This window comes from Paenibacillus sp. Y412MC10, assembly GCF_000024685.1.
Taxonomy (GTDB): domain Bacteria; phylum Bacillota; class Bacilli; order Paenibacillales; family Paenibacillaceae; genus Paenibacillus_AQ; species Paenibacillus_AQ lautus_A.
The window spans coordinates 4,378,895-4,391,533 of the sequence record NC_013406.1 but is presented as its reverse complement, the minus strand read 5'-3'; the positions used below and the strand labels follow the sequence as shown (position 1 = coordinate 4,391,533).

At 52.6% G+C, this 12,639-nt stretch carries 13 protein-coding genes and 1 riboswitch; of the genes, 8 read left to right on the top strand and 5 right to left on the bottom strand.

The window, feature by feature from the left end:
• Positions 1-3 precede the first annotated feature (3 nt).
• Complete coding sequence (locus tag GYMC10_RS18915; protein ID WP_015736029.1) at positions 4-1,215, top strand: VWA domain-containing protein; 1,212 nt, start codon at positions 4-6, stop codon at positions 1,213-1,215.
• Positions 1,216-1,337: 122 nt separating this feature from the next.
• On the opposite strand, the gene GYMC10_RS32585 is transcribed toward GYMC10_RS18915, so the two are convergent.
• Positions 1,338-1,514, bottom strand: coding sequence for a hypothetical protein (locus GYMC10_RS32585; protein WP_015736028.1), 177 nt, complete (start codon positions 1,512-1,514; stop codon positions 1,338-1,340).
• Between the two features lie 239 nt (positions 1,515-1,753).
• On the opposite strand from GYMC10_RS32585, the gene pxpB reads away from it, so the two are divergent.
• The 4 genes from pxpB to GYMC10_RS18895 all read left to right on the top strand — a co-directional run bounded on the left by pxpB (position 1,754) and on the right by GYMC10_RS18895 (position 4,949).
• Positions 1,754-2,473: a 5-oxoprolinase subunit PxpB gene (gene pxpB / locus GYMC10_RS18910; protein ID WP_015736027.1), complete on the top strand. Its 720-nt coding sequence runs from the start codon at positions 1,754-1,756 to the stop codon at positions 2,471-2,473.
• Positions 2,470-3,477 carry a biotin-dependent carboxyltransferase family protein gene (locus GYMC10_RS18905; RefSeq protein ID WP_015736026.1) on the top strand — a complete coding sequence of 336 codons (1,008 nt, stop codon included), beginning with the start codon at positions 2,470-2,472 and terminating at the stop codon, positions 3,475-3,477. Before pxpB ends, GYMC10_RS18905 begins: the two co-directional genes overlap by 4 nt.
• Before the next feature lie 7 nt (positions 3,478-3,484).
• On the top strand, positions 3,485-4,246 hold the full coding sequence (locus GYMC10_RS18900) for a LamB/YcsF family protein (protein WP_015736025.1): 762 nt from the start codon (positions 3,485-3,487) through the stop codon (positions 4,244-4,246).
• 64 nt (positions 4,247-4,310) lie between these two features.
• Positions 4,311-4,949 carry a pyroglutamyl-peptidase I gene (locus GYMC10_RS18895; RefSeq protein ID WP_015736024.1) on the top strand — a complete coding sequence of 213 codons (639 nt, stop codon included), beginning with the start codon at positions 4,311-4,313 and terminating at the stop codon, positions 4,947-4,949.
• Positions 4,950-5,118: 169 nt separating this feature from the next.
• Here GYMC10_RS18895 and GYMC10_RS18890 read toward each other — a convergent pair whose 3' ends face one another.
• From GYMC10_RS18890 to GYMC10_RS18880, 3 genes are all read right to left on the bottom strand, one after another.
• Positions 5,119-5,520, bottom strand: coding sequence for an immunity 7 family protein (locus GYMC10_RS18890; protein WP_009591043.1), 402 nt, complete (start codon positions 5,518-5,520; stop codon positions 5,119-5,121).
• 19 nt (positions 5,521-5,539) lie between these two features.
• A complete protein-coding gene (locus GYMC10_RS18885) occupies positions 5,540-7,609 on the bottom strand; it encodes a restriction endonuclease fold toxin (protein ID WP_015736023.1) in 2,070 nt (689 codons plus the stop codon).
• A 247-nt stretch (positions 7,610-7,856) separates the two neighbouring features.
• A complete protein-coding gene (locus GYMC10_RS18880) occupies positions 7,857-8,990 on the bottom strand; it encodes a phosphodiester glycosidase family protein (RefSeq protein ID WP_015736022.1) in 1,134 nt (377 codons plus the stop codon).
• A 232-nt stretch (positions 8,991-9,222) separates the two neighbouring features.
• Between GYMC10_RS18880 and GYMC10_RS18875 the strand changes: the two genes are divergently transcribed.
• From GYMC10_RS18875 to GYMC10_RS18865, 3 genes are read left to right on the top strand one after another with little or no spacing between them, the layout of a single operon-like run.
• Positions 9,223-9,591 carry a GntR family transcriptional regulator gene (locus GYMC10_RS18875; protein ID WP_009591066.1) on the top strand — a complete coding sequence of 123 codons (369 nt, stop codon included), beginning with the start codon at positions 9,223-9,225 and terminating at the stop codon, positions 9,589-9,591.
• Positions 9,591-10,481 (top strand): ABC transporter ATP-binding protein, encoded by an 891-nt coding sequence (locus GYMC10_RS18870; RefSeq protein ID WP_015736021.1) that lies wholly within the window; start codon positions 9,591-9,593, stop codon positions 10,479-10,481. Before GYMC10_RS18875 ends, GYMC10_RS18870 begins: the two co-directional genes overlap by 1 nt.
• Positions 10,478-11,161 (top strand): hypothetical protein, encoded by a 684-nt coding sequence (locus GYMC10_RS18865; protein ID WP_015736020.1) that lies wholly within the window; start codon positions 10,478-10,480, stop codon positions 11,159-11,161. The genes GYMC10_RS18870 and GYMC10_RS18865 overlap by 4 nt, the downstream gene beginning before the upstream one ends.
• Before the next feature lie 17 nt (positions 11,162-11,178).
• Here GYMC10_RS18865 and GYMC10_RS18860 read toward each other — a convergent pair whose 3' ends face one another.
• Entirely contained in the window at positions 11,179-12,504 is a 1,326-nt protein-coding gene (locus GYMC10_RS18860) for a voltage-gated chloride channel family protein (protein ID WP_015736019.1), read from the bottom strand.
• Between the two features lie 71 nt (positions 12,505-12,575).
• Positions 12,576-12,636: riboswitch (Fluoride riboswitch) on the bottom strand.
• Between the last annotated feature and the right edge of the window lie 3 nt (positions 12,637-12,639).

Sequence of the window (12,639 nt, the reverse complement as noted above, 5' to 3'; positions counted from 1 at the left end):
GCGATGAGCAATATACGCGAATCAAACCAAGTATCGCGATGGCGGCTCATTCTGGGCCAGTCGGCAGAGTCTCAGTTAGCGGGCTTCAGCCCCGGCGGGAGCATCGAGCTATCGGAGGAAGAACGCATTATGGACCGCGCGCTGGCCGCAATTTATGATAATACGGACGGCGGGACGGATGCAGGCGGCGCGCCATCGGGACAGCGGGGAGCCGGACAGGGGAAGTCGGCCCCTCGGCTCGCGCAGTGGCTGGGTGACGTCCGCTCCTTTTTCCCGGAAGACGTGGTGTCCATCATCCAGAATGATGCCATGGAACGAAAAGGCTGGAAGCAGCTGCTTTTTGAGCCCGAGGTGCTGGCTACGGTCAAGCCGGATATACAACTGGTCGGCACGCTGCTGTCCCTAAAGGGGAAAATCCCCGAGAAAACGAAGGATACGGCACGCCAGCTGGTGAAGGCGGTTGTGGATGAGCTGGTTCAGCGCCTTCACGAGGATATCCGCCGGGCGGTGACCGGGGCCTTGAACCGCAGGCAGCATACGCCGCTCCCTTCGCTCAGCGGGATCGACTGGAAGCGGACGATACAGCGCAATCTGAAAAACTATGATGCGGACCGCAAACAGATCGTGCCGGAGCGTTTTTACTATTTTGACAGAGCCAAACGGAGCAAAGAATGGACCGTCATCGTGGATATCGACCAAAGCGGTTCCATGGCGGAATCCGTGATCTGGGCTTCGGTTGTAGGATCCATATTTGCCAGCATTCCCTCGCTGGACACCCGCGTGGTGGTTTTCGATACGGAAGTCGTTGATCTGACCGAGCAGTGTGCCCATGACCCGGTGGATATGCTGTTCGGGATCCAGCTCGGCGGCGGGACGGATATTCATAAATCGGTCGCTTATTGCGAGCAGTTTATCGAGGAGCCGAAAAAGACGCTGTTCATCATCATTTCAGACCTGTATGAAGGCGGCAATCAGGCCGGACTGATCCGGCGCATGCGCGAATTGCGGGAAGCGGGGGTCAAGACGATGTGTCTTCTCGCTTTATCCGACGAGGGTAAACCCTTCTATGACGAGCAGGTAGCCAAACAGCTGTCCCGGGACGGCACCCCTTGCTTCGCATGCACTCCTGCGCTTCTTCCGCAGCTGGTGGAGGGCGCCCTCAAAGGGCAGGATTTGGCGGAGCTCGCGAAACGGATTGGCACCAAAGGGATATAAACGATGATCCTAGGCAGGGTGGTTTAATCCTCAAATCCGGTTCGCTTGTTAGATGACCGACTAAAAAGACCTCACCGTGATCCCGTAAACAACAGATCATCGATGAGGTCTTCTGCATGTTATTATGACTGGTTTTCGGTGTTTTGACCCGCGCTAGGCTGCTGCTGTTCAAACACCTCGGCTGCTTCTTCGGCAGAGAACTCGGTGTCAAATTCACCTGGAACCGGCATTTTGTTCAATTTCGTAGTCTGGACTTCCGCTTTTGTCGGTTCGTTGCTGTTACGGTTTTGTTCGCTCATAGTGGCACCTCCTTATGCTAGTACGACTTCTGTATTTTGCCAAGGATGCCTAAATTTTATGCAAAAAGGGCAGCAACAGCATCCGGCGGCATGTTCGGCACGGAGCTGCCCGTTTCTCATGATTCATCGATGATAATAGAATTTCGTATTCAAAGAATGCCTGTTTCTCTGCTATCATAGGGATAGTCCTTTCAGGATAGACGGAGATCAGGCAGTACATACAGAACGGAGGATGTACGATGAGCAAGTCCTATACGTTCTACCCCCTTGGGGATTCGGCCGTCCTCATTCAATTTGCGGACTTCGTGAGCGAGAGGGTGCATCGTCAGGTCACAGACATGACGAGGCGATTGGAACGGGAGCCATTTATGGGCTGGATCGAATGTATCCCGTCGTTTACGAGCATCGCGGTTTACTACGATTTTGATAAGATCGAAAAGCCTGCCGGATTCGATACGGTATTTGCATATGTATGCTCGATGCTGGAACAGCGGATGGAGGCGAACACGGCAGACGAGAACCGGACGCCTTACGAGGTTGTCGATATTCCGGTTTGTTACGGAGGCGAATTTGGGCCGGATTTGGACGAGGTGGCCCGGAAGAATCATCTGTCGCCCTTGGATGTCGTCAAGATTCATTCCGGGCAGGATTACTTGATCTATGCCATCGGTTTCGCCCCCGGGTTTCCGTATGTAGGAGGAATCCCGGAGCAAATCGCAACCCAGAGGAGAAAGACGCCCAGACTGCGAATACCAGCTGGTTCCGTTGGAATCGCCGGGACGCAAACCGGCATCTATCCGATTGAAACGCCGGGCGGCTGGCAGATTATCGGCCGGACGCCGCTCGCATTGTTTCGTCCCGGCGCCGAGCCGCCAACGCTGTTGAAAAGCGGGCAGTATATTCGGTTCCGGCCCATTCAAGCCGAGGAATACGAGCGGTTAAGGGAAGTGAGCCTATGAGTTTGACCGTCATCAAGCCGGGTCTGCTGGCGACTCTTCAGGATACAGGGAGACGGGGCTACGGCAGATACGGTATCATCACGGCTGGAGTCATGGACGCCTATGCCTATCGGCTTGCCAACCGACTTGTCGGCAATGAGGGTGAACACGCCGTTCTGGAGATCACATGGTCAGGATTGGCCGTTGAATTTCACGACAATTGTTGGATTGCCATTACAGGCGGGGATTTATCGCCGCTAATCGATGGCGTAAAGGTGCCCATGTGGCGCCCGGTGCTGGTCAAAGCGGGCCGTGTGCTGAGCTTTCAACAGCCGGCAGCGGGGTGCCGCGCTTATATGTCCGTATCCGGCGGATTTGATGTCCCGCCGGTCATGGGCAGCCTCAGCACGTATTTAAGGGCAGGAATCGGCGGATATGAGGGAAGAGCACTCAAGCAAGGGGATACGCTGCATGCCCATCCTTCCCGGCTTCCGGTGGATTCGTCTGAACGAAACCTTCATGTTGATGATTCCGGCAGTTTTCTCACCGCGAAATGGTCCGTTTCTGCTTCAGGGTATGACTTCACCGGGCAAGATGCGGTGGTGCGCGTGCTGAACGGACGTCAATTCGATGATTTTGACGACGACAGCCAGCAAGCGTTGTTCCGGGATCGGTTCACCGTTACTCCGCAATCGGATCGTATGGGCTACCGATTGTCCGGTCCGCCGCTGACATTAAGGCAAGCAAAGGAATACGTATCCGAGCCGGTTGCATTGGGAACGGTACAGGTTCCCTCCGATGGCCAGCCGATTATTCTGATGGCGGATCGGCAGACGCTTGGCGGCTATCCCAAAATCGCGCAGGTGGCTTCGGTCGATATTCCGCTGATCGCCCAGCTGCCGCCAGGCGGGAGCATCCGGTTTGCGGAAATTTCCTTGGCGGAAGCGGAACGGTTATACGCGGTCCGCGCTCGGGAGCTTCGAATGATGGAAGCGATGATCAAGCATAAATTAAAGGAGTGGTGATTTCGCCATGGTTCGAGTGGACCTGAACTGCGATATGGGAGAGAGCTACGGAGCTTACAAGCTGGGCAACGATAAGGAGCTGCTTCGAAGCATCACCTCGGCTAACATCGCTTGCGGGTTCCATGCAGGCGATCCGGCCGTCATGCGGGCAACGGTGCGTCAGGCGGTCGAGAGCGGCGCCGCCATCGGCGCGCATCCGGGCTTGCCCGATTTGGCCGGTTTCGGAAGAAGAAGGATGGACATTACGCCCGTTGAGGCTTATGACATGGTTACCTATCAGGTGGGGGCCTTGATGGCTTTTGCGATACAGGAAGGAGCCGGGCTTCAGCATGTAAAGCCGCATGGAGCCCTTTATAACATGGCAGCAGCCTCCAGGCCCCTGGCAGACGCGATTGCCTTCGCCATCAAACAAATCGATCCGACCCTCATTCTGTTTGGATTGGCAGGCAGCGAGCTGATCGCGGCAGGGGAAGCAGCAGGGCTTCGAACAGCCAGTGAAGTGTTTGCGGATCGCACGTACCAGGACGACGGCTCCCTCACGCCGAGGAATCGGCCGGATGCCGTCATCACCGATCCCGAAGCTTCCGTCGCGCAGGTGGTGAGGATGGTTAAGGATAACGTGGTGGTATCCTTGACCGGCAAGCGGATCCCGATAACAGCGGACACCGTTTGCATACATGGAGACGGTGCGCACGCATTGCTATTCGCCACCACCTTGCGATCCCGGCTTGAAGCCGAGGGCGTCAACGTACAAGCGATCCAATCGTAATGATCAGTAAAATATTTACGAATGACCCAGGCAGCTTACATAACGAGTACAGGAGATATGCCATATGCTAAAAATATTAATTTCAGGCTTTGAGCCCTTTGGCGGGAGTTCCGTCAATCCTACGGAGAGACTGGTTGAGGAGATCCGGCAAGAGGACTTTCCTGGCGCCGAGATCCGGACGCTGCTTCTTCCCGTGCATTACGACGAATGCGCGGACATTCTGCTGCAGGAGATGAAGGCATGCGAACCCGATGCGGTCATCGCTTGCGGTGTGGCGGGGGGACGGACCGCCATTACGCCGGAACGGATCGCAATTAACATCAAGGACATACCGCCGGAATCGACGATGACGGATAACCGGGGTGCACGGCCCCAAGACGAGCCTATAGACGTTGACGGACCGGACGGATTATTCTCAACCCTTCCGATCCGTTTGATGGTCGACCGGCTGAAGGAAGCAGGGATACCGGCAGCGGTATCCAATACAGCCGGAACGTATATTTGCAACAATACGATGTATGCGATTCTGAATGAAATCCGGCGCGAGCAACGGTCTGCTATTGCCGGCTTCGTGCATTTTCCGGCTTCGACGGAGATGGCCGTGGAGAAGCCGACCCTGCCGACCTTATCGCATGAAACGATGCTGAATGGCCTACGGATCATCGTTCAAGCAACGATCGATGAATTGAATGGACGTGTTTAAGGGCTGTTTAAAAGCTCGTTCGCCAAGTATTACATCGAACCAGGCCATATTCAGATAAACCAGAAATCCCGCACCCCGTCTTCCATGGAAACATGGCATGAAGGGATGCGGGATTTTTTAAGACAACGAAACGCATAGATTCGAAGCAAGGACCCTACGGATATCGTCGTTAGTCGACTTCATCTTCGATCACCGGCACGCAAGGAGAGAGGAACGCATCGCGCTGCTCCTGTAATTGTCCGCGTGCCAGCACTTGAACACGGAACTCGTTATCATAGCCTTCCAAGTTCTCATCGTCCCGGGTGTACAGCAAACCGTATGAACCGGGAGCAATCTCGCCGATCAATTGGTACAACGCTACAATCTCGGCAGCTTCGGCTCCCTTGCGGTTGGTAAACCCGCCGACATGAAGATAATACGAGCCGTTGGCCGCATTTAAGGATAACAAGCCGCTGCCCCATGCGAATTCGGTAATTTTAAGCTGTATTTTCTGAATGATCATATCGAGCTGCCCGGCATCCGCTTCCGCAGGACTCTCTTGAATGGTAGCCCAGCCGTGAAATTCATACATGAATGCTCACTCCTTGTCGTTATAATGGATCGGTATCAATGTGGACTTCTATTCCATATCTTTGGCTGTATTCATGCAGTTTGTCAATAACCGATTGGGCAGGCTCCCCTTCAAAATGATAATAGACCTTTCTGCCGGTTTGCTCGGCAGCTTCGAAGGTCGCTTTCATTTGATCGCGTACCTTTTTGTTCACCTGCTGGAGGGCAGGCTTGGTCTGAGCGACGTATTCATCGCTAATTGCGTCGAATTCCCGGCCGATGGGATCGGAATCAAACTTCATCCTCGATTCTCCGCCGAGCCGCTCCGCCAGCGCATCGGCCGCTGCGTCCGGCTTGTTGACCTTCTGCAGCTCTCCGGAATATCTCGGTACCTCTTGAGGGGTGTCGTTTGATTCGTCCGGCTTATCTTCATCCGGCTTATTTTCATCGGGCTTATCGTTATCCGGTTTATCTTGATTCGGTTTGTCTTCGTCCGGCTTAGCATTCTCATGTTCATCATCAGGCTTCCGCGGGTTATCTCCTGGTTGTTCATGGGGTCCATCCGGCTCATCGCGCGTCTTCGAGCCGAACTTTTCGGTGAGCGAGTCCAACCACTTTCTTGCCCGCGGGCCCAGTTTATTGGACAACCACGAGAGACCTTTGCCGACCGGGATCCGGCTGAGGATCACGGCTAACACGGCAGCGGCCGCATTTTGAGGAGAAAGCAGCTTCTTCGGATCGCGGATGTATCCAGCGATTTCGTGTCCCCCTGCCGCAATGCCGGCACCTGTCATGGCAATGCCGAGTGCAGGCCAGAAGCTGACAAACAGCAGGGACAGGGCAAAGGCGCCCAGTATGATTCCCGCTTGTTCCCAGCCGCTAAGGCGATCCCACCAATTTTGGAGGGAGTCGAACAGGCACGCAAAACAGGAAGAGTCCGCTGCCGTCATGAAATCGCCAACGCTGGATAGGATCCCGGCAGCTAGCATGAGGATTCCGATGGCTCCCAGAGCGGCTGAATACGTTCTTACATTGTCCTGAACCTGATCCCTTTGGCCCGCGGCTTCGAGATTGCCGTACAGCAGCGAGTATCCGAGTTCGCGCCGTTGGCGGTAGAAACCGAACAAGTAGCCCAGGCGTTTCCGGTCCGTAAACAAAGCCCGCGTCATCTGCCAAAACTCCGTTATCGGGTTGATGAGGGCTTCCCCTTTAAGCACAGGCAGTCGGTCACGTATTCGGTGCAGGTCCCAGTAGTCGATGAACAAGCCGATAACAAGCAGGGTCAGGAAGAATCCTTCGGTTCGGTAGCCCTCCCCGGTCCACTCATGAAGGGTAAGTATCCAATCCGGCAGCCGATTCTGGCCATTCCAGGCTGCGTGATTCAGGACAGCCCAGAGCAGCAGGATCGCCGGAAAAGCATAGGCCCAACGAGTGAGGCGTTTGGAGAAACGAAAAGCGAGGCCGATGCCGAGCGCGATCATGGCACTATGTACAGGATGCGTAACATTCATCATGGTAGGAATAAAGCTTTCCTCGAAGTAGCCGGGAAACCAATCGAAGAACTCCCAATGCAGCGTTTTGCCGCCAAGAAAAGAAACTCCGTAATTGCTTTGGACCAGCCGTCTAGACAGCTCCTCCATAAATTGAAAGCCAATGCCGGGAGCAGCGCCCAATAATACGTAATCGCCGAGGCTCAATGAAGTGGCTCTTCTTGAAAAAAACAAATATACTGCCAGCGGCAGCAGCTTGTAAATTTCCTCGATGATGGGGGTCATGACGGCAAATGACCATGTGTCGGTCGTCCGTCCTTCGAATATCATATGCAGACCCTGCATGGTCCCGTTGGTCAAGGGAATGACCAAGAGAACGCCCGAGAGAACAAATAAGCTGACCTGCTTCCAGGCGACCGTTTTGCTCCGGCTTAACAGCCAAAATTGCAGCAGCACGTAGAAGGACCATAAATATTGAACAAGCATGGTACGCGATTCTTCGATCAGAACCAGACTTACAACGAGCACCGCCAAGGAAATCCAGGAAAACAAGTGATATACCTTGGAAAGGATAGGATATTTTCCGATCCATTCCCTCAAGACCCCGTATATCCGCTCCATGGTGTCCCTGACTCTCGTCCGAATACCCGCTATTGACGATGTAATGGAATTCACCCCCCGCTGAATCAACCACGAACTTTCCCATGGCTCCCGATAGACAGTTTGCTATATATTTACACAAATGGTCCTCATAGTGAAACATTTCTTTGATCAGCATATGCGGTTCGAGACGGAGGTAGTGCTGCTCATAAAATAAAACTCCTCTGGCGGCCGGCGGAAGATCCGGTTAACCAGAGGAGAGGGTTCATTATTTATATTTTACGACGATAGCATTGCTGATCTGACGGCCTGGCGTCGTTAAGTAAGAGCCGTTATAATACAATCCGCTGGAGGCCCCGCCATCTAGATTCATCGCTTGGTAGGCACCTGCCTGCTTCATGATTTCCGCCAGTTGGGGAATGGTAGCGCCGCCTGTCGTCAACAAAATCAGCTTGTGGTCCTTCGTGATGCCGAGCGCGCTTCGCGCCCCGCCGCCCGTCAGTATCTTCGGATCCTTGAATCCTTCCTTCTTGACGTCCAGCGTCACCTTGCCATTGGTCAACAGACGCGGACCCGCTTGAAGTGCTCCTTCCATACGGCCTGTTTCATATACGGATTTGAAGTCGAGTCCCGGCATCATCGTCGCCAGATTGTTGCTGTCATAGGTGAAGATCGTCCGGTTATCTCCCGAGGCCTTGTGAAAAATATTGCCTTTGCTGACCAAATAACCGTACGGTGCTTTGTACGCTCCCGAAGTATAGGCGTCAAAGAACGTCCCGTTGATGGCAACCACGGCATTGCTGCGCTTCGCTATGCTCCGCAAGTCTTCGACTTTGCCTGCTTTATTGCCAGCCAAAACAACGTCCAACTCCACCTTCGGATGGAGCAGCGAAACGGTGACAACCTGGGCGCTGAAGGAACGCGCTCCTACTTTAAATGTTTTTCTGGCCGACGTCACGGCCTTGGATGAACCGGTCATCATGTTCCCCGAAAGAACGGGGAGGGTGTTTGACACGCTGCCGTCCGTAATGTTCAGGGTGGATCTGTTATTGCTCCAGGACAGCTTAAGGCCAAGATGCTGGCTGACAAATTGCAGCGGTACATATGTGGAGCCGTTCTCGGAGAACGGGGCCGCTTTTGCTTGCAGCTTTTTGCCGTTTACATAAGCATTTCGACTGCCCAGGTATAGCGTGAGGGCTGTATCGTCTCGTGTGATGTTGAGTTTCTTCTCTGCAGCTGTATAAGCTACCTTTACACCGTCATAGGTCTTGAGTACCCCGACCGAGATGAAGGACTGGCTGTTCTTGTCCACGTAGGCCAAATTTTTGGGGGCGGATGCGGCATAAAGCGGCGTGATGACCGTCAGCATGGCCAGTACAACGATTGCAATGATTCTTTTCATGTTTCCTCTCAAGCTCCTTTGTGTCTTTATCTGTAATGGGCGTAGTATTAGTGCCTATATTTTATCGGCTTGCAGGGACTATTTGTTTAGGACAAAAGTCCATGTTCATGGCATGGCGTTGTAAAAAAATTCCGATCACCCATTGACAAAGAAGCTCATCTCTTATATGGTTAATTACATAAGTAACTAACCAATTATGTAACGAGGTTATAAACGAAAGTTGGTGAGGTAAATGGCATTTCAGATTGATGACAGCAGACCGATATTCATGCAAATAGCCGACAAAATTGAAGACGACATCATCGAAGCACGACTGCCTGAGGAAACGCAGGTTCCATCAACGAATCAGTTTGCAGCCTTTTACCAGATCAATCCGGCTACAGCTGCCAAAGGGGTTAATCTGCTGGTCGATCAAGGAATTTTGTACAAGAAACGGGGGATTGGCATGTTTGTAGCTTCTGGAGCTCGTGAACTGCTGATGGAGAAACGCAAGACGGAGTTTTATGAACAGTATGTGGTCGCCATGGTTAAGGAAGCGGCCAAACTTGGGATTACCAAAGATCAATTGTCGGAAATGATTCGCAGAGGGGAGCAAGACTGATGAGCCAAACCGTGATCGAAGTAAAGAATTTGAGCAAGGCATACAAGGATGCGACGGCTGTCGATAATGTAAGCTTTACCATCGAGGCGAATAAGATCTATGGATTGCTGGGCAGGAACGGAGCGGGCAAAACGACCATTATGCAGATGATAACGGCGCAGCTGTTCCCGAGCCAAGGGGAGATTCGCGTTTTCGGAGAACATCCATACGAAAATCATAAGGTGATCCGGCAGGTATGCTTCATTAAGGAAGGCCAGAAATATCCGGATATCTTTACGGTCAAGGACGTTTTGGGAATTGCCGCTAACGTTTATCCGAATTGGGATGCGGCATATGCGAATAAACTGATCGAGGTATTTCGGCTGCCTATGAAACGACTCGTAAAGAGATTGTCCCGCGGCATGCTCTCATCAGTAGGCATCATCGTCGGACTCGCCAGCCGCGCGCCCGTAACGATCTTTGATGAACCTTATCTTGGACTGGACGCCGTGGCCAGAGAGCTGTTCTATGATCATCTGATCGAGGATTACACGAATCATCCGCGCACGATTATTCTGTCCACGCATTTGATCGATGAAGTCAGCAGATTGCTGGAGCATATTATCGTCATTGATTCCGGCCGAATCTTACTTGACGATGCTACGGATGACTTGCGCGGACGTGCGTTTAAGATCGTCGGTCCTTCCGGAACGGTTGAATCGTTTATCCAAGGGCATGAAGTGATACATCGGGAATCGTTCGCTTCCATGTTGTCCGTCACGGTGATGGGAAACGCGACAACGAAGCTGCAAAAAGAGGCGGAGGAATTGGGCTTGGAAACAACCCCGGTGTCCCTTCAACAATTGATCGTATATTTAACTAAGCACGAAAAGGTGGGGATCCAACCATGAACGGAATTCCTGGCGTAATCCATATTTATTCGAGACAGAAACTATCCTGGTTTTATTTGCCCTGGGCCATCACGGCATTCAGCTTTCTGGTCAACTACATTATTAGCGTATTGGTTAATGGTGAAGCGATCTATGCCGGGGGTTTGGCAACAATCTTTATCTATGTGTTTATCGCGGCTCTGGTATCGGTGCTGCAGCTGTTTCCCTTCTCCCTCGGATTCAGCATTCGAAGAACGGACTTCTATCTGGGTTCTGTTCTGATGGTGGTAGCGTACAGCGTCCTAACGTCGATTATATTATTGGCATTAGCCGAAATAGAAAGCTTAACGAGTTCTTGGGGAGACCGGTTATCGTTTTTCAAACTGCCGTATTTGAATGACGGCACGTTATTCGAACAATTCATCATTTATTTCATATTGCTTCTTACATTTGCCTTTATCGGGATAGGAATCGGCGTGTTCTATCTTCGTCATCGCGGCATTAAGACCTTTGTCATGATGGCGGCCTATTTCATTCTATTGTCGGGGGCCAGCGTTCTGGTCACCCACTACGGCTGGTGGAGGCAAGTGATTGACTGGGTTGTCAGACACACTGCCTTTGAATTGTCCCTGTGGCTCATTCCCATCTCGGTTATCCTCGCACTCGTCAGCTACCGCTCGATTCGTAAAAGCTCGGTGTAAAGGCAAAAGACGTCCGATTACTCGGACGTCTTTTTGTTGTCTTTGCGTTTGTTAAACGCCTTCGATCCGGCAAGGGTCGTGCCCGGCGGGTACGAAAGCTGCGGGTGTTTGGAAGTGCCTATAAGTTGCGATGTGTATATGCCGGAGTGACCAGAAAAGAGGTAGCTGATGACGCAGGCCATAAACATATACACCGCGCCTTCACCGCCGAACAGCTCGATTCCCATAATAAAGCAAGCAATCGGGGTGTTTGTCGCTCCGCAAAATACCGCGATGAAACCTAAAGCAGCCAAGAAAGGGGCATGCAATCCGATCCACTCCGACAATGCGCTGCCCAGCGTTGCCCCGATAGCAAACAACGGGGTGACTTCGCCTCCCTGGAACCCTGCTCCGAGCGTCAGCGAGGTAAAGATAATTTTGCCCAGAAAAGCAAAAGGCGAAACTTCGCCAGCGAAGGCCGCTTCAATCAGCGGGATGCCCAGCCCCAGATAATCGCGGGTTCCGAGCAGGTAAACCAGCCCAATGATGATGACGCCTCCTGCAGCGCTTTTGACCATCGGATTGTGAAAAACAAAACCGTACCACCGCTTGAGTGAATGGGTTAGCTCACTGAACAGCCGGCTTGTCAGACCGAATAGCATAGAGGCGAAGACGACTTTCATGATTACCATAAAACCCAATGCCGGAATATCTCCGATCGGATAATGCAAATGGCTGACGCCCCATAAAGAGGTAGCGGTCAGATTTCCGACCATACTGGCAGCGAATGCAGGCAGGAGAGCCTGATGCGAGACCAGCCCGATGGCAAGGACTTCAAGCCCGAACAGCGTGCCGGCCAGCGGCGTGCCGAAGATCGATCCGAAACCGCCGCTGATTCCGCAGATCAGCAGTATTTTTCGATCCGACGGCGTTACGCGGATAAGTTTGCCGAGCCACTCCGATAAGCTGCCTCCCATCTGAACGGCAGTGCCTTCACGACCTGCCGATCCGCCGAATAGATGGGTAATTAAAGTACCGATCAGGACCAACGGCGCCATTCGCAATGGAATGCTTTCGGTTCCGCCATGAATTTGTTCCAGGATGAGATTATTTCCCTTGGCACTGCTCTTGCCGAACTTGTAATAAAGGAAGCTGACTGCGGCGCCTCCCAAGGGAAGAAGGTATAACAGCCATGGATTTCCCAAGCGAAGGGAGGTCACGTAGTCCAGACTGTAGAGAAAGAAGGCGGAGGCACTGCCCGTCATCAATCCCACGAGGCTTCCCAGAACGACCCATTTGATGAAGTAACCGGATAACATGGCCAATGACCATTTCCCGGCGCTCTCAATCCATTTTTTCATCATGCAAGCTCACCCGTTTCTATAGATTCGCCGCTAACCCCCCATACACAAACAGACTCCTACCAGGAAAGCGACCTCTGGTAGGAGTCATTAGCTATGGAAGCGGTTATGGCGAACTCCATCGCCTCATTCAATTAG